Origin of the sequence: Kitasatospora sp. NPDC001547 (genome assembly GCF_042894165.1) — a bacterium.
Classification (GTDB): Bacteria; Actinomycetota; Actinomycetes; order Streptomycetales; family Streptomycetaceae; genus Kitasatospora.
The window spans coordinates 366,792-387,242 of the sequence record NZ_JBIAVL010000001.1 but is presented as its reverse complement, the minus strand read 5'-3'; the positions used below and the strand labels follow the sequence as shown (position 1 = coordinate 387,242).

6 protein-coding genes are annotated in these 20,451 nt (G+C 76.5%); all 6 read left to right on the top strand.

The window, feature by feature from the left end:
- Positions 1-38: 38 nt before the first annotated feature.
- Positions 39-1,022: a 2,3-diaminopropionate biosynthesis protein SbnA gene (gene sbnA / locus ACFY0X_RS01545; RefSeq protein WP_387747585.1), complete on the top strand. Its 984-nt coding sequence runs from the start codon at positions 39-41 to the stop codon at positions 1,020-1,022.
- Positions 1,016-2,017: a 2,3-diaminopropionate biosynthesis protein SbnB gene (gene sbnB / locus ACFY0X_RS01540; protein WP_387747583.1), complete on the top strand. Its 1,002-nt coding sequence runs from the start codon at positions 1,016-1,018 to the stop codon at positions 2,015-2,017. Before sbnA ends, sbnB begins: the two co-directional genes overlap by 7 nt.
- Entirely contained in the window at positions 2,014-5,235 is a 3,222-nt protein-coding gene (locus ACFY0X_RS01535) for an amino acid adenylation domain-containing protein (RefSeq protein WP_387747581.1), read from the top strand. Before sbnB ends, ACFY0X_RS01535 begins: the two co-directional genes overlap by 4 nt.
- Before the next feature lie 472 nt (positions 5,236-5,707).
- The gene (locus tag ACFY0X_RS01530; protein WP_387747579.1) at positions 5,708-6,703 is read left to right on the top strand and encodes a TauD/TfdA family dioxygenase; all 996 of its coding nucleotides are present in this window, start codon (positions 5,708-5,710) and stop codon (positions 6,701-6,703) included.
- Positions 6,690-13,187, top strand: coding sequence for an amino acid adenylation domain-containing protein (locus tag ACFY0X_RS01525; RefSeq protein ID WP_387747577.1), 6,498 nt, complete (start codon positions 6,690-6,692; stop codon positions 13,185-13,187). Before ACFY0X_RS01530 ends, ACFY0X_RS01525 begins: the two co-directional genes overlap by 14 nt.
- Positions 13,184-20,413 carry an amino acid adenylation domain-containing protein gene (locus ACFY0X_RS01520; RefSeq protein ID WP_387747575.1) on the top strand — a complete coding sequence of 2,410 codons (7,230 nt, stop codon included), beginning with the start codon at positions 13,184-13,186 and terminating at the stop codon, positions 20,411-20,413. The genes ACFY0X_RS01525 and ACFY0X_RS01520 overlap by 4 nt, the downstream gene beginning before the upstream one ends.
- Positions 20,414-20,451 lie beyond the last annotated feature (38 nt).

Here is a 20,451-nt window from a genome sequence, read left to right as displayed (position 1 = left end):
CGGTGACGGCGCCCCCGGCCGTCGGGGTGGCCGGCGGTGTGCTGTCCACCGTCGGCGCCACCCCGCTGGTCGAACTCACCCGGATCTTCCCGGACAGCGGCTTCCGCACCTACGCCAAGCTGGAGTCGCACAACCCCGGCGGCAGCATCAAGGACCGCGCCGCGCTCAACATGCTCGTCGACCGGGTCCGCTCCGGCGCCCTCACCGCCGGCAAGTCCGTGGTGGTGGAGTCGAGTTCCGGCAACCTCGGGATCGGCCTGGCCCAGGTCTGCCGGTACTTCGGACTGCGCTTCGTCTGCGTGGTGGACGGCCGCACCAACCAGCAGAACATCGCCGTGATGCGGGCCCTGGGCGCCGAGGTCGAGGTGGTGACCGAGTGCGACCAGGACACCGGCGAGTACCTGCCGGTCCGGCTGCGCCGGGTGCGCGAGCTAGTCGCCGGGATCCCGCACGCCTACTGCCCGGACCAGTACGCCAACCCGCTGAACGCCGGGGCGCACCGGCAGACCATGCGGGAGATCGTCGACGAGCTGGACGGCCGGGTCGACTACCTGGTCTGCGCCACCAGCTCCTGCGGCACCCTGCGCGGCTGCGCCGAGTACGTGCGCGAACGCGGCCTGTCGACCCGGATCGTGGCCGTCGACGCGGTCGGCAGCGTGATCTTCGGCGGGACGGCCGGGCCCCGGCTGATCCCCGGCCACGGCGCCTCGGTGCGCCCCGCGCTCTTCGACGCGGACCTGGCCGACGAGGTGGTGCACGTCGACGACCTGGACTGCCTGGTCGGCTGCCGCGCGCTGGCCCGCCGGGAGGCGATCCTGGCCGGCGGTTCCTCCGGCGCGGTGCTCAGCGCCCTGGACCGGATCCGCCCCCGGGTGCCGGCCGGGTCCGTCTGCGCCGTGGTCCTGCCCGACCGGGGCGAACGCTACCTGGACACGATCTACAACGACGACTGGGCGGCCGAGCACTTCGGCGACGCCGCCGACCTGTGGAAGGACCCTTCGGTGGAGGTGGCAGCATGCTGATCCTGGGTGCCCGCGACGTACGACAGGCCCTCGACGGACGGGAGCGGGAGGTGCTGGCGGCCGTCCGCGAGGCCTACGTCCGGCACGCGCGGGGCGAGAGCGCGATCCCGCACTCGGTGTTCCTGCGCTTCCCCGAGGACGAGCGCAACCGGATCATCGGCCTGCCCGCCTACCTGGGCGGTGAGCAGCCGGTGGCCGGGATGAAGTGGATCTCCTCCTTCCCCGGCAACCTGGAGCTGGGCCTGGAGCGCGCCTCGGCGGCGATCATCCTCAACTCGATGCGCACCGGGCACCCCGAGGCGCTGATCGAGGGGTCCCTGGTCTCGGCCCGGCGCACCGCCGCGAGCGCCGCGCTGGCCGCCGCCACCCTGGCCGGCGAGCAGCCCGACACCGGGGCGGCCCTGATCGGCTGCGGCGTGATCAACTTCGAGGTGCTCCGCTTCCTCCGGGTGGTCCTGCCCGCCCTGGACACCGTCACCCTGTACGACCGGGACCGCGTCCGGGCGGAGGAGTTCGCCGCCCGCTGCGCGCGGGAGCAGCCGGGCCTGAAGACCGCCGTGGCGGACCGGCCCGAGGACGCGCTGGCCGCCCACCCGCTGGTCAGCCTCGCCACCACCGCCGCCACCCCGCACCTGTCCACCGGGCCCTGCCGGCCCGGCACCCTGGTCCTGCACGTCTCACTGCGCGACCTGACGGTGGAGTCGGTGCTCTCGGCGGTCAACGTGGTGGACGACCCGGACCACGTGTGCCGGGCCGCGACCTCCCTTCACCTGGCCGAACAGGAGGCCGGCGACCGGGAGTTCATCACCGCCACGATCGGCGGCCTGCTCGCCGGGCCGGCCCCGGGGCCGCGCGACCCGCGGCGCACCACGGTGTTCTCCCCGTTCGGCCTGGGCATCCTCGACCTCGCACTGGCCGACCTGGTGCGGCGCGGCGCCGAGGCCGGGGGCGGCGGCACCCGGCTGGACGACTTCCTGCCCGGCGGCGCGCCGTGACCGCCCGGCCCGCCGTCCTGGCTCCACTGGAGCTGCGGCGGTACCTGGCCGACGCGACCGGCCCCGACCGGCCGTACCCGCTGGAGCAGTGCGTCCACCAGCTGTTCGAGCACCAGGCCCGGCTCACTCCGGACGCGGTCGCGCTGGTCTGCGAGGGCGTCGAGCTGGGCTACGCCCGGCTCAACGAGCGGGCCAACCGGCTGGCCCACCGGCTGCGGGCGGCCGGGGCCGGGCCGGAGGCCCTGGTCGGCGTCCGGCTGGAGCGGGGGATCGACCTGGTGGTGGCGCTCCTGGCGGTGCTCAAGTCGGGGGCCGGGTACGTGCCGCTCGACCCCGAGCACCCGCCGCTGCGCACCGCCGCGGTCCTGGCCGAGAGCGGTGCGGCCCTGCTGGTCACCGACGCCGGGGCGGCGCGGGCCGCCGAGCACGCCGGGGTGCACCCGGTCGTCCCCGCGGACGAGCCGGACTGGCCCTCCCACGACCCGGACCCCGCGGCCGGGCCGGACCACCCGGCGTACGCGATCTTCACCTCCGGCTCGACCGGCCGTCCCAAGGGCGTCGTGGTGCCGCACCGGGGCGTGGTCAACCGGCTGCTGTGGATGCGCGACGACTGCGGGCTGGTCGGCGGCGGCCGGGTGCTGCAGAAGACGCCGGCCACCTTCGACGTGTCGGTCTGGGAGTTCTTCGGCCCGCTGGCGGTCGGCGGCACACTCGTCCTGGCCCGCCCCGGCGGCCACCGGGACCCGGCCTACCTGCACCGGGTGCTGGCCGAGGAGCGGGTGGACACCGTGCACTTCGTCCCCTCGATGCTGCGGGAGTTCCTGGCCGACCTGCGGGCCCGCCGCACCCACGGCGGCCCGCCCGAACTGCCCGCCCTGCGCCGGATCGTGTGCAGCGGCGAGGCGCTCGGGCCGGACCTGGTCCGCGAGGTGCACGAGCTGCTGGACTGCGAACTGTTCAACCTGTACGGGCCCACCGAGGCGGCGGTGGACGTCACCGCCGAGCGCTGCCTGCCCGGCGCCCCGGTCACCATCGGCCGGGCGGTGGCCAACACCCGGACGTACGTCCTGGACCCCGACGGGGTGCCCGTACCGCCCGGCACCGACGGCGAACTCTGCCTGGCCGGCGTCCAATTGGCCCGGGGCTACCTCGGCCGGCCCGGCCTGACCGCCGCCGCCTTCCGGCCCGACCCGTACGGCCCGCCCGGCGCTCGGCTCTACCGCACGGGGGACCTGGCGCGCCGCCGGGTGGACGGGCGGATCGAGTACCTGGGCCGGCTCGACCACCAGGTGAAGATCCGCGGCCTGCGGATCGAACTCGGCGACGTGGAGGCCGCGCTGGCCTCCCACCCGCAGGTGCACGCCGCCGTGGTGGCCGCGCACCCGGCCGCCACCGGCGGCAGCCGGCTGGTCGGCTACCTGGTCGGCGTCGTCCCCGACGCACCCGACCTCACCGAGCTGCGCAAGCACCTGGGCGAACTGCTGCCCGACTACATGGTCCCCACCGCCTGGGTGCGGCTGCCCGAACTGCCGCTCACCGCGAGCGGCAAGACCGACCGCAAGGCGCTGCCCGCCCCCGACGACGGCCGCCCGGAGCTCGCCACCGCCTACCTGGCGCCGCGCACCCCGACCGAGCGGGCCCTGGTCGACGTCTGGGAGCAGGCCCTGGGGGTCGCCCCGATCGGCGTCCGGGACCGCTTCCTCGACCTGGGCGGCCAGTCCCTGATCGCGACCCGGATCTGCTCCCGGCTGCGGGCGCTGACCGGCGCCGCGCCCTCCCCCGCCGACCTGCTGGCCCGGCCCACCGTGGAGGAACTGGCGGCCCTGCTCGACGCGGCCGGACCGGCCACCGCCCCGGAGGCCGGCCGCACCGTCCCGCCGCGCCCGCCCGGCCCGGTGCCGCTCTCCTCCGAGCAGCACCGGCTCTGGTTCCTGGACCGGCTCACCCCCGGCAGCACCGAGTACACCATGTACGACGCGCACCGGCTGCGCGGCCGGATCGACCCGGCCGCGCTGCACGAGGCGCTGCGGGCGACCGTCCGCCGGCACGCCGCGCTGCGCACCACCTTCGAGGCCACCCGCGGGGTGCCGCACCAGGTGGTGCACCAGGACCTGCCGATCGTCCCGGAACTGCTGGACCTCACCGGCACCCCGCCCGGCGAGCGCGAGGAACGGGCCCGCCGGGCCGTCCGGGAGCAGGTGGCCCGGCCGTTCGCGCTGGACCGGGGCCCGCTGCTGCGCCTGGTCCTGCTCGCCCTGGGGCCCGAGGACCACGTGCTGCTGGCGGTGACCCACCACATCGTCTCCGACGACTGGTCGATGGGCGTGTTCTGGCGCGACCTGTCCGAGTGCTACCGGGCCGCGAGCGCCGGCCGCGCGCCCCGGCTGCCCGACCTGCCCGTCGACTACCCGGACTACGCGGCCTGGCAGCGCGCCGGAGCCGACGACGCGGACCGCGCCGAGGAGGACCTCGACCACTGGCTGCGCCACCTCCGGGCGCCGCTGCCCGTCCTGGAGCTGCCCGCCCCGGGGCCGCCCGGCGACGGCGCCCGGCCGCCGCTGCGCGGACGCCGGGACGCCGTGGTCGACTTCACCCTGGCCCCGGCCGCCACCGCCGCGCTCAACCGGACGGCCGGCGAGGCCGGCGCCACCCCGTTCATGGCGCTGCTGTCCTGCTTCTCCGCCGTGCTCACCGCGGCCGGCGGGACGGACGACCTGGTCGTGGCCACCTTCACCGCCAACCGCCCGGTCGCCGAACTCACCGACCTGGTCGGCCTGTTCGTCAACACCCTGGCGCTGCGCACTCCGGTCGGGCGGCGCGAGCCGTTCACCCAGGTGCTGGCCCGCACCCGGGCCACCGCACTCGCCGCCTACCGCCACCAGGGCCTGCCCTTCGACCGCGTGGTGACGGCGCTGCGCCCGCCGCGCGACCCGAGCCGCAACCCGGTCGCCCAGGCCGGCTTCCAACTGCTGGGCCCGCTCACCGGCCGGGTCGACCTGCCCGGGGTCGTCGCCGAACCGTACGACCACGGGCAGGGCGGGCACCCCTTCGACGTGCTGGTCGACCTGCGCGAGAACGGCGGTGCCCTGGACGGCCGGCTGCACTACCCGGAGGGCCTGCTGACCGCGACGGCCGCCCGCGACCTGGCCGGCGCGTTCACCGCCTTCGTCGCGGCCGCGGGCGAGCGCCCCGGCCTCCCGGTGGAGCGGCTCGGCTGACGGCACACCCACCGGCCCGACGGCGGCCGGGCCCCCCCCCCCGGGGGGGGGGCCCGCCCCCCGCGGCGGGCCCCCCCCCCCGCCCCCCGCCCCCCGCCCCGCCCCCCCCCCGGGGGGGGCCCCGGGGGGGGCCCCCCCCCCCGCGGGGGGGGGGGGGGGGGGCCCGCCCCCCCCCCCCCCCCCCGGGGGCGGGGCCCCCCCCCCGGGGGGGGGCCCCCGGCCCGCCGTCGGCGTGCCCGCGCACCGGACCGCGGCACCCGGCCCGGCGCACCCACCGGGAGGGGTCCGAAGCGGGAGGGGCCCGGGCGGGGGAGGCGGAAGAGAAGGACACGCAGCGGGCCCGGTGGAGGGGCTGCCGACAGGGCTGCCGGTAGTTCTCTCGCCGCACCCGGTCCGGCCCGAGAGGCTGAGACGCATGACTGCGAACCCGTCACCCCTGTCCGTGACCGCGGACCCCTCGGGAGAGCGTGCCGTGGAGTCCGCCCTTCCCTTCGTCCTGTCGGCGGACGCGCCGGGTACCCCCGTGGCCGAGTACCTGCCCGCCGCCCGTCCTCTCCTCCGCCGGCGGCTCCTGGAGCACGGCGCGGTCCTGCTGCGCGGTTTCGACGTCGGCGGGGTCGACGGGTTCGCCGGCGTGGTCGCCGCGGTGTCCGGCGAGCCCCTGGCCTACACCGAGCGCTCCTCGCCCCGCAGCACCATCAAGGGCCGGGTGTACACCTCCACCGACTACCCGCCGGCCGAGGAGATCTTCCTCCACAACGAGAACTCCTACCAGGCCGCCTGGCCCAGGACGCTGTTCTTCCACTGCGTGCGGCCGCCGGAGACGCTCGGCTCGACCCCGCTCGCCGACGTCCGCCGGGTGTACGCCGCGATCGACCCGGCGGTGCGCGAGGAGTTCGCGGCCCGCGGCTGGATGGTGGTGCGCAACTTCACCGAGGGCTTCGGGGTGGCCTGGCAGCAGGCCTTCGGCACCGAGGACCGGGCCGAGGTGGAACGGTACTGCGTCCGCAACGGCATGACCGCCGAGTGGACCGCGACCGGCCTGCGGACCCGGGCCCGGCGGGAGGCCGTGCACCGGCACCCGGAGACCGGTGAGCGGGTCTGGTTCAACCACCTCGCCTTCTTCCACGTCACCACGCTGGGGCCGGAGGTCTGCGACGGCCTGCGGGAGATGTACGGCGAGGCCGACCTGCCCACCAACACCTACTACGGCGACGGCGCACCGGTGCCCGACGAGGTGGTCGCCCACCTGCGGGACTGCTACCGCGCGGAGCAGCGCCGCTTCGACTGGCAGCTCGACGACGTGCTGGTGGTCGACAACATGCTGGCGGCGCACGGCCGCGAGCCCTTCACCGGACCGCGGCGGATCGCCGTGGCCATGGCCGAGCCCTGGTCCGCGGCCGACGCCGCCCAGGCCCGCGCCGCCCGTACCGACTCGCCCGGGGAGGCGTCCGATGGCACCCGATGAGACCGGCCCCCCGCTCTCCTTCGCCCAGGAGCAGCTGTGGTTCGTCGACCAGCTGCGCTCGGGCGCCTCGACCGAGTACCTGCTGCACGAGACGATCCGGCTGCGCGGCCCGCTGGACGAGGCCGCGCTGACGGCCGCGCTGACCGAGGTCGCGGCCCGGCACGAGATCCTGCGCACCCGGTACGCCGCGGTGGACGGCGCCGGCTCCCAGCTCGTCGACGACCCGTCCCCGGTCGAGCCCCGCCGGGTGGACCTGACCGGCCTGTCGGCGGCCGACCAGCGGGACCGGCTGCGGGAGCTGAGCGTCGCCGAACGGCGGACCCCGATCGACCTGCGCGCCGCGGCGCCCTGGCGGCTGACCCTCGTGCGGCTCGGCGAAGCCGACGCGGCCCTGCTGGTGACCGTCCACCACATCGCCTTCGACGCCGGCTCCTGGGTCCTGCTCGCCCGTGAACTCGACGCCCTGTACGGCGCGTTCCGGGCCGGCGAGCCGTCCCCGCTGGAGCCGCCGGCCCTGCAGTACGCGGACTACGCCGAGTGGGAGCGGGAGCGCTGGGACGCCGACGCCGAGCGGATGGAGCGCCGCCGCGGCTACTGGCGGGAGCGGCTGGCCGGGCTGGAGCCGCTGGACCTGCCCGCCGACCGGCACCGGCCGGCGCGGTGGGACGCGGCCGGCGCCGACGTCACCTTCACCGTGCCCGCCGAGTGCGCCGCCCGGCTCACCGAGCTCGGCCGCGACCACGGCGCCACCCCGTTCATGGTGTACCTGGCCGCCTACCAGCTGCTGCTGGCCCGGCACGCGGGCCGCGAGGACGTGGCCGTCGGGGTGTCGGTCTCCCGCCGCGACCAGCCTGAGCTGGAACAGCTGCTCGGCATGTTCCTCAACACCGTGGTGCTGCGCACCGACCTGTCCGGCTCGCCGAGCTTCCACCAGCTGCTCGGCCGGGTCCGGGAGGGCGTCCTGGACGCCTACGACCACCAGGACGTGCCCTTCGACCGGGTGGTGGCGGACCTCGCCCCCGAGCGCGACCAGTCCCGCAACCCGGTCTTCCAGGCCGCCTTCGCCCTGCACACCACCGACGCCCAGCCGTTCCGGCTCGCCGGCCTGGACGTCGACCTCGTCCCGGCGACCGTCACCACCTCCCCCTTCGACCTCTCGCTGCACCTCTCCGAGGAGGCGGACGGCTCGCTCAGCGGGCGCCTCTTCTACCCCACCGCCCTGTTCGACGCCGACCGGATCGAGCGGATGGCCGGCCACCTGCTGCGGCTGCTGACCGAACTGGCCGAGCACCCGGACACCCCCGTGCAGCGGCTGGAGCTGCTCACCGAAGACGAGTCCCGGGCGCTCCGGGCCTGGAACCGCACCGAGGCCGACCTCGACCGGCTGTGGTCGGGCCCGTCCCTGCCCGAGCTCTTCCTCGCCCGGGCGGAGGCCGCCCCGGACGCGGTGGCCGTGGTGGCCGGCCCGCTGGAGCTGACGTACGCCGAACTCGCCGACCGGACCAGGCGGCTGGCCCACCGGCTGCGCGGGCTCGGGGTCACCCCGGAGGCCCCGGTCGGGGTCGCCCTGCACCGGGGCGCCGACCTGGTCACCGCGCTGCTCGCGGTGCTCACCGCGGGCGGGGTGTACGTGCCGCTCGCCCCCGACCACCCCGCCGACCGGCTCGCCTACCTGGTCGAGGACGCCGGGGTCGGCCTGGTGCTCACCGAGGAGTCGCTGCGCGACCGGCTGCCCGACGGGCCCCGGCTGGTGCTGCTGGACGGCGACGGGTCCGAGCCCGCGCAAACCCTCGCGGCACCCGTGCCCGTCGACCCCGCGGGCGCCGCGTACGTGATGTACACCTCCGGCTCGACCGGCCGCCCCAAGGGCGTGGTCGTGCCGCACGCGGCCATCCGCAACCGGGTGCTCTGGTCGGTCGAGCACCTGGACCTCGGCCCCGGCGAGCGGCTGCTGCAGAAGACCACGATCGGCTTCGACGCCGCCGTCTGGGAGTTCCTCTCCCCGCTGGTGAGCGGCGCGACCGTGGTGACGGCCCCGGCCGACGCCCACCGCGACCCGGCCGTGATGGCCCGGGCCGCCGCCGAACACGGCGTCACCGTGCTGCAGCTCGTCCCCTCGGTGCTGCGGCTGCTGCTCGCCGAGCCCGGCCTGGCCGACTGCACCGCGCTGCGCGTGGTCTGCTCCGCCGGGGAGCCGCTGCCCGCCGACCTCTGCGAGCGGCTGCGCGCCCTGCTCGACGTCCGGGTGGTCAACACCTACGGCCCGACCGAGTGCGCCATCGACTCCACCGCCTGGCCGCACGACGGCTCCCAGCGGGACGGCATCGTCCCGATCGGCCACCCGCTCACCGGGGCCCGGGTCCACGTCGTCGACGCCCAGGACCGGCTGGTACCGGTCGGCGTGCCCGGCGAGCTGTGCGTGGCCGGCGTCGGGCTGGCCCGCGGCTACCTCGGCCGGCCCGGCCTGACCGCGGAGCGCTTCGCGCCCAACCCGTACCCGCTGACCCCCGGCGAGCGCTGGTACCGCACCGGGGACCTGGTCCGCCGCCGGGCGGACGGCGCGTTGGAGTTCCTGGCCCGGCTGGACGAGCAGGTCAAGGTCCGCGGCGTGCGGATCGAGCCCGGGGAGATCGAGGCGGCGCTCGCCCTGCACCCGGCCGTCCGGGCCGCCGCGGTGGCCGCCCACCGGTCGGCCGCCGGGGACCTGGAGCTGACCGCCTACGTGGTGCCCGCCCCCGGCGCGGCCGCCACCGCCGAGGAGCTGCGCGCCCACCTGGCCGCCCGGCTGCCGGAGGCCATGGTGCCCTCCGCCGTCCTGGAACTGGACGAACTGCCGCTCACCCCCAGCGGCAAGGTCGACCGCAAGCTGCTGCCCTCGCGCGAGGGCCGGCAGCGCGACGCGGGCCGCCCCTGGACCGCCCCGCGCACCGCCACCGAGCGGGCCGTCGCCGAGGCGATGGCCGAGGTGCTGGAGGTGGACCGGGTCGGCGCCGAGGACGACTTCTTCGCCCTCGGCGGCCACTCGCTGGTGGCGATCCGGATGGTACTGCGGCTGCGCCGGGCGCTCGGCGTCGACCTGACCGTCGGCGACCTGTTCGGCGCCCGCACCGTCGCCGCGCTGGCCGCCCGGGTCGACGCGGCCGGCGCCACCGCCGCCGACGCCGGGCCCGCCATCCGGCCGGTGCCGCGCACCGGCGGGCTGCCGCTCTCCTTCGGCCAGCAACGGCTCTGGTTCCTCGACCAGTTGGAGCCCGGCAGCGACGAGTACCTCGTCCCGCTCGCCGTGCGGCTGCGCGGCCCGCTGGACGTCGACGCGCTGCGCGGCGCGGTGGATGCCGTCGCCGCCCGGCACGAGGTGCTGCGCACCCACTACCTGCCCAACGACGGCGACCCCCGCCAGGTGATCGACCCGCCGGGCCCGGTGCCGTTCTGGCTGGTCGACCTCGCCGCCACCCCCGACGCCGAGGCGCAGGCGCACGAGCTGGCGGCCAAGGCCGGCAGCCGCCCGTTCGACCTGGCGGCCGAGTGGCCGGTGCGCGTCACCGTCGTGCGCATCGCCCCCGACGACCACCTGCTGGCCCTGACCCTGCACCACATCGTCTGCGACGGCTGGTCGACCGGTCTGCTGCTCGCCGACCTCGACCGGGCCTACCGCGCGCTCGCGGCGGGCGGGCCGTCGCCGTTGGCCGCGCAGCCGGTGCACTACGCGGACTTCGCGGTCTGGCAGCGCGAGCGGGAGGACGCCGGCGAGCTCGCCGGACAGCTCGACCACTGGCGGGAGCGGCTGGCGGGCCTGGTGCCCGTCGAACTGCCCACCGACCGGCTGCGGGCCACCGTCCGGGACACCCGGGGCGCCACCTTCGACACCACCGTGCCGGCCGGGCTCGGCCGCGAGCTGACCGAGCTGGCCCGCCGCAGCGGGGTGACGCCGTTCGTCCTGCTGCTGACCGCCTTCCAGCTGCTCCTGGGCCGCCACACCGGGCGGGAGGACGTCGCGGTCGGCACCCCCGTCGCCGGGCGGACCAGGCCCGAGACCGAGGACCTGGTCGGCTTCTTCACCAACACCCTGGTGATCCGCACCGACCTGGCCGGCGATCCGCGGTTCACCGACCTCCTGCAGCAGGTCCACCGGGCGTCCGCCGACGCGCTCGCCCACCAGGACGTGCCGTTCGAGCACCTGGTCGACGCCCTGCGGCCGGACCGCGACCTCTCCCGCAACCCGCTGTTCCAGGTGATGTTCGAGCTCCAGCACGCCGACGACCTGCCCACCGCCCTCGGCGGGGCCGCGGCCGAGTGGATCGACGCCGGGCCCTCCGTCGCCAAGTTCGACCTCACGGTGACGGTCACCCAGCACGAGGACGGCCTGCTGCGGGTCTGGTTCGAGTACGCCACCGCCCTGTTCGACCGGGCCACCATGGACCGCCTCGCCGGGCACTACCTGACCCTGCTGCACGCCGTCGCCGCCGCCCCCGACGCCCGGATCGGCGACCTCGGACTGCTCACCGCGCAGGAGCGCCACCAGCTGCTCGAACGGTGGCCGGACCCGGACGGGCACCGCACCGCCGTCCTCGACCCGGCCGAGGACCACGGGCTGTGCGTGCCGCAGCTGATCGAGCGCGCGGCCCGCCGCACCCCCGGGGCCGTCGCGCTGATCGCCGGGCAGGAGCGGATCGACTACGCCGAGCTGAACGCCCGGGCCAACCGCCTCGCGCACCGGCTGCGCCGGCTCGGCGTCGGGCCGGAGACGGTGGTCGCCTCCTGCCTGGAGCGCAGCGTGGCCGCCGTGGTCACCCTGGTGGCCGTGCTCAAGGCGGGCGGCGTGTACGTCCCCCTCGATCCCCGGCACCCGGCCGAGCGGCTGGCCTTCATGCTCGACGACGCCGGCGCCGACCTGGTGGTCACCACCACCGAGTTCGCCGACCGCACGGCCGACGGCCGGCACCGGACCGTCCTGGTCGACGACAAGCCCGGGCCGGACGGCGGGCGGACCGAGCCGGCTCACGCCACCGGCCCGGACGCGGACCCGGCCGCCGGCGCCGACACCGACCCGGTGCCGCTGGCCGGGCCCGGCAACCTCGCCTACGTCATCTACACCTCGGGCTCGACCGGCCGCCCCAAGGGCGTGATGATCGAGCACCGCTCCTACGCCCACCACTGCCGGGTGATCGCCGACGCCTACGGCATCGCCCCGGGCGAGCGGGTCGTCCTGCTCTCCGCGCTCACCTTCGACGTCGCGATGGACCAGATCGCGGCCACCCTGGTCGCCGGCGCCACCATCGTGGTCGGCGACCCGGTCTTCTGGACGCCGACCGAACTGCCCGCCCGGCTCGCCGAGTACGGCGTGACGGTCCTCGAGATCACCCCCGCCTACTACCGGGCCGTCCTGGACTCCCCCGACCTCGGCCGGCTGACCGCGCTCAAGCTGATGAACGTCGGCAGCGACGTCGTCACCGTCGACGACGCCCGCCGCTGGGCCGACACCGGCCTGCCCGGCCGCTTCCTGTGCAACTACGGGCCCACCGAGGCCACCGTCACCTGCCTGCTCCACCCGGTGGACGCGGCCGAGGAAGCCGGCCGGCAGGCCTCCGCCGCGCTGCCGATCGGACGGCCGGTGGCCGGCACCCGGGCCCACGTCCTGGACGCCGACCTGCGGCCCGTCCCGGTCGGGGTGCCCGGTGAACTCTGCCTGGGCGGGGTGCGCCTGGCCCGCGGCTACCACCGCCGGCCCGGCCTGACCGCCGACCGCTTCGTCCCCGACCCGCTCGCCACCGCGCCGGGGCAGCGGCTCTACCGCACCGGCGACCTGGTCCGGCGCCGCCCGGACGGTGCCATCGAGTTCCTCGGCCGGATCGACCGCCAGGTCAAGCTGCGCGGCCTGCGGATCGAGCTCGGCGAGATCGAGGCGGCGCTGGCCCGGCACCCCGCGGTGCGGGAGGCCGTGGTCGTCGCGGCGCCCACCGCGCCCGGCGAGCGGCAGCTGGTCGCCTACCTGGTCGCCCGGCCCGGCGCGGAGGTCCCGCCGGTCGCCGACCTGCGCGCCCACCTGCGCGACCTGCTGCCCGAGTACATGATCCCCGCGCGCTGGACCCCGCTGGCGGAGTTCCCGATGACCTCCAGCGGCAAGGTCGACCGCAGGGCCCTGCCGGACCCCGCCCCGGCCGGCGCCGAGCGGACGGCCGACCACCTGCCCCCGGAAGGCCCGGTGCAGGAGGCCCTCGCGGCCATCTGGTCCGAGGTCCTCGGCCTGCCCGGGGTCGGCGCCCAGGACGACTTCTTCGCCCTCGGCGGCCACTCCCTGCTCGCCACCCGGGTGCTCGCCGCCCTGCGGGAGGCCTTCGCGGTCGACCTGCCGCTGCGCCGACTGTTCGAGGCCACCACGGTGGCCGCCCTGGCCGAGGCGGTGGAGGAGGCCGTCGAGGCCGACATCGACCGGCTGACCGATGACGAGATCGAGGACCTCCTGTCCCGGAAGGGTGTTCTGTGAGCGAGTCCGTTGACCGCGCCGCCCGGCGCGCCGAGCTGCTGCGCCGCCGGCTGGAGGGCGGGGCCGTGCCCCGCCCGGCCGACGCCATCGGCCGGGCCCCCCGCACCGGCGCCCTGCCGCTCTCCTCCGCCCAGCGCCGGCTCTGGATCCTGGACCGGATGCGGCCCGGCGGCACCGAGTACCTGATGACCGCCGCCCTGCGCCTGCGCGGCCCCCTGGACCGCCGGGCCCTGCACACCGCGCTGGACGCCCTGCCGGCCCGGCACGAGGTGCTGCGCACCCGCTACCCGGTGATCGGCGACGAACCCGTCCAGCTGGTCGACGACCCGGCCCCGGTGGAGCTCGACGAGCTGGACCTGAGCGGGCTGGACCGCACCGCCGCCGAGGCCCGGATCGACGCCCTGACCAGCTCCGAGCGCCGCCCGGTCGACCTCGCCACCGGGCCGGTGCTGCGCGCCGCCCTGGCCCGGCTCGGCGAGGACGAGCACGCCCTGCTGCTGACCTTCCACCACATCGCGGCCGACGGCCGGTCGGAGGACCTGCTGGTCGCCGAGTTCACCGCCCGCTACGCCGCGGCCTCCACCGGCGCCCCGGAGGCGACCGCGGAAGTCGCGCCCCTCCAGTACGCGGACTACGCCGTCTGGCAGCGCGAGCGGCTCGCCGCCGAGCCGTCCGAACGGCACCTGGCCTTCTGGCGCGAGCGGCTGGCCGGTCTCGCCCCCCTGGAGCTGCCCACCGACCGGCCCCGGCCGCCGGTCTGGGACCCGGCCGGCGCCCAGGTGCCGGTGGCCGTCCCGGCGGACGTCGCCGGCAGGCTCTCCGCGCTGGCCCGGGAGCACGGCGCCACCCCGTTCATGGCCCTGCAGGCCGCCTACGCCGTGCTGCTCGGCCGTTGGAGCGGGCAGCGGGACGTGGCCGTCGGCACCCCGGTGGCCGGCCGGGACCGCACCGAACTCCAGTCCGTGGTGGGCCTGTTCCTCAACACCCTGGTCCTGCGGACGGACCTGTCCGGTGCCCCGTCCTTCACCGGGCTGCTGCGCCGGGTGCGCGAGGGCGCGATGGACGCCTACGCCCACCAGGAGCTCCCGTTCGAGCTGCTGGTGGACGAGCTGGTCCCGGAGCGCGACCCGTCCCGCAACCCGCTGTTCACCACGATGCTGCTGTGGGAGGACGCGTCGACCGCCGCCGACGTGCCGGCCGGCGGACTGACCGTCGGCCGCCTGCCGGTCGGCGAGAGCAGCGCCAAGGTGGACCTCACCCTGGGCCTCACCGAGCAGCCGGACGGCTCGCTGGCCGGCGGGATCACCTACGCCTCCGCCCTGTTCGACCGCGCCACCGTCGAACGCTTCGCCGCCCAGCTGGCCGAGCTGCTGGCGAGCGCCGTCGCCGCGCCGGAGCTGCCCGTCGACGCCCTGGAGGTGCTGCCCGCGGCCGAGCGCACCCTGCTGCTGGAGACCTGGAACGACACCGCCCGCGACTACCCCACCGGGACCCTCACCGCCCTGGTCGAGGGCCGGGCCCACCGCGCCCCGGACGCCCCCGCCCTGCGCGACCAGGGCGTCACCGTGTCCTACGCGGAGCTGAACACCCGGGCCAACCGGCTGGCGCACCGGCTGCGCGCCCTCGGCGTGGGCCCGGAGTCCGTGGTCGGGGTGCGGCTGCACCGCGGCGCCGAGCTGGTGGTGGCGCTGCTCGCCGTGCTCAAGGCGGGCGGCGCCTACCTGCCGCTCGACCCGGACTACCCGGCCGAGCGGCTGGCCTTCATGCTGGCCGACTCGGGCGCCCGGGTGATGATCGGCCACGCCGGCCACCCGGCCGGGACTCCGAGAGCCGACGGCGACGCGGTCCTGGTCGACGTCGCCGAGGACGTGTCCGGCCTTCCCGCCGAGGACCCCGCCCCGCTCGCCGGGCCGGCCCACCCGGCGTACGTCATCTACACCTCCGGCTCCACCGGCCGCCCCAAGGGCGTCGTGGTGGAGCACCGGGCGATCGTCAACCGGCTGCACTGGATGCAGGAGGCCTACCGGCTGGGCCCCGACGACCGGGTCCTGCACAAGACGCCGACCAGCTTCGACGTCTCGGTGTGGGAGCTGTTCTGGCCGCTGGCCACCGGGGCGACCATGGTGCTCGCCAAACCCGGCGGCCACCGGGACCCGGCCCACCTCGCCGAACTGGTCGCCGCGGAGCGGGTGACCACCGTGCACTTCGTGCCGTCCATGCTGCGCGAGTTCCTCGCCGCGGACCTGCCCGACCTGCCCGACCTGCGCCGGATGGTCTGCAGCGGCGAGGCCCTGCCGAGCGAGCTCGCCGAGGCGGTGCACCGGCGGATCGGCTGCGAGCTGCACAACCTGTACGGCCCGACCGAGGCCGCGGTGGACGTCACCGCCCTGCGCTGCCTGCCGGGCGAGCCGGTCACCATCGGCCGGCCGATCGCCAACACCCGCACCTACGTGGTGGACGCCGGGCTGCGGCCGGTCCCGATCGGCGTGGCCGGCGAACTGCTGCTCGGCGGCGTGCAGTTGGCCCGCGGCTACCTGGGCAGGCCGGGTCTGACCGCGGAGCGCTTCGTCCCGTCCCCGTTCGCCACCGCGCCCGGCGAGCGGCTCTACCGCACCGGCGACCTCGCCCGGCTGCGGCCCGACGGCGCGATCGAGTACCTCGGCCGGCTCGACGACCAGGTGAAGATCCGCGGCCAGCGGGTCGAGCCCGGCGAGATCGAGGCGGCCCTGGCCTCCGCGCCGGGCGTGGCCGCGGCGGCCGTCACCGTCCACGACGGCCGGCTGGTCGCCCACCTCGCCCCGCGCACGGTCGCCCCGGCCGCGGTGCGCGAGCACCTGCACGACCGGCTGCCCGCCGCCCTGCACCCGGCCCACTGGCTGCTGCACGACGCCCTGCCGCTCACCCCCAGCGGCAAGACCGACCGCCGGGCCCTGCCCGCCCCCGACGGCAGCCGCTCCGCGCTCGCCGGGGAGTACGTCGCACCCCGGGACGCCCTGGAACGGACCCTCGCCGAGGCGTTCGCCGGCGCCCTGGGCCTGGACCGGGTGGGCGTCCTGGACGGCTTCTTCCAGCTCGGCGGCGACTCCATGCGCGCCATCCGGGCGGTCGGCGCCCTGCGCGCCCGGGGCGTCCCCCTGGAGGTGCAGGACGTCTTCACCCGGCAGACCGTGGCCGACCTCGCCGAGGCGGTGGCCGCGCGCGCCGGGGAGGAGGACCGGGAGCCCCGGGACACCCTCGTCCGGCCGTTCGAGCTGCTCGCCGACGCCGACCGCGAACAGCTGCCGGAGGGCCTGGTCGACGCCTACCCGATGGGCCGGGTCCAGGTCGGCATGGTCTTCGAGATGCTGGCCGACCCCGAGCGCAACACCTACCAGAACGTCAGCACCTTCCAGGTCGTCGACGACGGCCCGTTCTCCGAGCCGGCCCTCCGGGAGGCGGTGCGGCGGGTGGTCGCCCGCCACGAGATCCTGCGCACCTCCTTCGACCTCTCCGGTTACTCCGAACCGCTCCAACTGGTGCACCCGGCCGACGCCGTCGAGGCGCCCGTCACCGTGCACGACCTGCGCGACCTGACCCCCGAACAGCAGCGGGAGGAGGTCCGGCGGTTCCGCGCCGAGGCCCAGCGCACGCCCTTCGACGTGAAGCGGGCCCCCCTGCTGCGCTACCACGTCCACCGCACCGGCGACCGGGAGTGGCTGCTCACCCACGTGGAGTGCCACGCCATCCTGGACGGCTGGAGCCACCACTCGGTCATCGCCGAACTGCGGGCCTCCTACCGGGACCTGCGCGACGACCCGGGCATCCCGCCGGCCACCGCGCCCGAGGCGCGCTACGCCGACTTCATCGCGCTGGAGCGCCGGGCGCTGCGGTCCGCGCAGGACGCCGAGTTCTGGCGCCGGCGGATCACCGGCTTCGAACGGCTCCGGCTGCCCGCCGACACCGCGCCCGAGGAGGCGGCGCTGCCCGCCACCGAGGTGCGGCTGTCCTGGGCGCACCTGGAGCCCGACCTGCGCCGCCTGGCCGCCGCGTCCGGGGCCTCCCTCAAGAGCGTGCTGTACACCGCGCACCTCACGGTGCTCGGACTGCTCAGCGGCCAGCGCCGCTTCTTCGCCGGGGCGGTGACCAACGGCCGGCCCGAACTGGCCGACGGCGACCAGGTGCGCGGCATGTACCTCAACACCGTGCCGTTCGCCGTCGACCTGCGGGCCGCGAGCTGGCGGGAGCTGGTCGGCTCGGTCTTCGCGGAGGAGCTGGCGCTGTGGCCGCACCGCCGCTACCCGCTGCCCGCCATGCAGCAGTCCTTCGGCGACGGCTCCCCGCTGGTCGAGGTCGTCTTCGGCTACCTCGACTTCCACGTGCTGGACGACCACGCCGAGGGCATCGGCGACGTGACCGACGACAGCCCGAACGAGTTCACCTTCGACGTCTGGACCTTCCCCGGCGAGCTGCGGATGACCTGCCGCCCGGGCTGGCTGGGCCGGGACCGGCTGGCGGCCGCCGCCGAGGCCTTCCTCGGCGTGCTCACCGCGATGGTGACGGACCCGGAGGGCGACCCCCGGACCTTCCGGGCCCCCGCCCTGGAGCGGCCGACCGCCGAGCCCCGGACCGCCCGGCCGCTGCCCGAGGTGACCGTGCCCCGGCTGATCGACGAGCGCTCCGACCCCGGAGCCGTCGCCCTGGAGGACGGCGAGCGGCAGCTGACCTACCGTGAGCTCCAGGAGCGGTCCGACCGTCTCGCCCACCTGCTGCGCTCGCTCGGCGTCGGACCGGACGTCCCGGTCGCGGTCTGCCTGGAGCGCGGCATCGAGGCCGTCGTCACGATGCTCGGCGTCCTGAAGGCCGGCGGGTACTACCTCTGCCTGGACCCGGCGTACCCGGACGCCCGCATCGCATTCGTCCTGACCGACGCCGGAACCACCGTGCTGGCCACCACCGCCCGCCACGCCGGCCGCTTCGCCGACCGCCCGGGCCTGCGGACGGTCGTACTGGACCCGGAGTGGACGGCGCTGGACGGCCAGCCGGAGGGCCGGCCCGAGGTGCCGCTCTGCCCCGACCACCTCGCGTACACCACCTACACCTCCGGTTCGACCGGACGGCCGAAGGGGGTCCAGATCACCCACCGGGCAGTGGTGCGGCTGGTCCACGACGCCGACTACGCCGAGCTCGGCCCGGACGAGGTGCTGCTGCAGCACGCCCCGCTCGCGTTCGACGCCTCGACCTTCGAGGTCTGGGGAGCGCTGTGCAACGGCGCCCGCCTCGCCCTCAGCCCGCCCGGCGCCACCGACGCGGACGGACTGGCCGAGGTGCTGCGGCGGCACGGGGTGACCAGCCTGTTCCTGACCACCGGCCTCTTCAACCACGTGGTCGAGACCCGGCCCGAGGCGCTCGCCGGCCTGCGCAACCTGCTCACCGGCGGCGACGCCCTCTCGCCCTCCCACGTCCGCACCGCCCTCGCCCACGGCGCGCCGGTGGGCAACGTCTACGGGCCCACCGAGTGCACCACCTTCAGCACCGTCCGGCCCGGCCTGACCGCGGCCGACGCCGAACGCGCGCTGCCGATCGGCAGGCCGATCACCGACACCGTCGCCGCCGTGGTCGACGAGGAGCTGAACCCGGTGCCCTTCGGGGTGGTCGGCGAACTGCTGCTCGGCGGCCCCGGTCTCGCCCGGGGCTACCTGGGCCGGCCGGACCTGACGGCCGAGGCCTTCGTCCCCGACCCGACCGGGGCCCGGCCCGGGGCGCGGATGTACCGCACCGGGGACCTCGTGCGGCGCGACCCCGACGGCACCCTGCACTTCATCGGCCGCCGCGACCACCAGGTGAAGATCCGCGGGCACCGCGTCGAACTCGGCGAGGTGGAGGCCGCCCTCGGCGAGCTCCCGGGGGTCCGGGCGGTGGCGGCCGCCGCCCGGCCGGGAGCGGACGGGAACCGGAACCTGGTCGGCTACCTCGTCCCGGATCCCGACGCGACCGACGCCGCCGGCGGCCTCGACCCCGTCGCGCTGCGCGCCCTGCTGCGGCAGCGGGTCCCGGACTTCCTGGTCCCCTCGGCCTGGGTGGTCCTCGACGCCCTGCCGCTCACCGCCAACGGCAAGCTCGACCGGGCCGCGCTGCCGGAGCCCTCCGGCGCCGTCGCGGCCGAGGGGTCCGTCGCTCCGCGCACCCCGACCGAGCGGGCCGTCGCGGAGGTCTGGGCCGAGGTGCTGGGCCTGCCGGAGGTCGGGGTCCACGACGACTTCTACGCCCTCGGCGGGCACTCGCTGGCGATCCTGCGGATCACCGCCCTGCTGCGGGAGCGGCACGGCGTCGAGCTGACCGTGCGGTCCTTCACCGAGCACCACACGGTGGCCGGGCTGGCCGCCGCGGCCGGCGGGGACGGCTCGCAGGCGCTGCTGTGGCTGCGGCGCACCGGCAGCCGGCCGGTCCTGGTCTGCGTCCACCCCGGCGGGGGCAGCGCCCACTGGTACCGGCCGCTGGTCGAGCACCTCGACCCCGACCAGCCGGTCCTCGCCTTCGCCTGGCCGGGTCTGCAGGCCGCCACCGGGCCGGCGCCCTCGACGGAGCGGATGGCCGAGCGCTACCTCGCCGAACTGCGGGCCGCCGTGCCGCACGGGCCGTACCGGCTGTTCGGCTGGTGCGGCGGCAGCGGCATCGCCAGCGAGCTGGCGCACCGGCTGACCGCCGAGGGCGAGGAGGTCGTCCTGCTGCTGCTCGACCCCGGTCTGGACAGCCACGACAGCCCGCAGCTGTGGCGGGAGTTCCGGCTGATCGAGAGCTGTGTCGAGAAGCTGGAGGCACTCGCCGCCGCCCCGCCGGAGCAGGACACCTCGGAGCTGCGGCGCGAGACCCTGGAACTGCTCGACCACATCGTCGACGACGTCGACCCGGAGACCGGCATCGTGCTGCCCGAGCACGGGGCCGGCGAGGTGTGGCTGCCGTCCGCCCGGATCTGGCGCGAGGTCATGGAGATGTGCCTCACCTACCGCCACCGCCGGTACGCCGGGGGGCTGCACCTGATCGCCAGCGACGAACTCGCCCAGGGGCGCCACGAGGTGGCCTACGGCACCGAGTTCGCCGACTACCTGGCGCGCTGGCGGGAGCTGGCGGCCGGCGGGGTGACCGTGCACCGGATGGCGGGCGACCACTTCGGGGTGGTGAAGCCGCCCCTGGTCGGCGAGCTGGCGGCGGTGATCGAGCGGGTGATCGCCCCGGACGCCCGGGAGTGACCGGCGGCCGGGCCGGCGGGGCGCCGGGGACGGCGCCC

Bases quoted from the DNA above. Each gene is read 5' to 3' on its own strand.
- sbnB (WP_387747583.1), top strand. From the start codon at position 1,016: ATGCTGATCCTGGGTGCCCGCGACGTACGACAGGCCCTCGACGGACGG.
- ACFY0X_RS01525 (WP_387747577.1), top strand. From the start codon at position 6,690: ATGGCACCCGATGAGACCGGCCCCCCGCTCTCCTTCGCCCAGGAGCAG.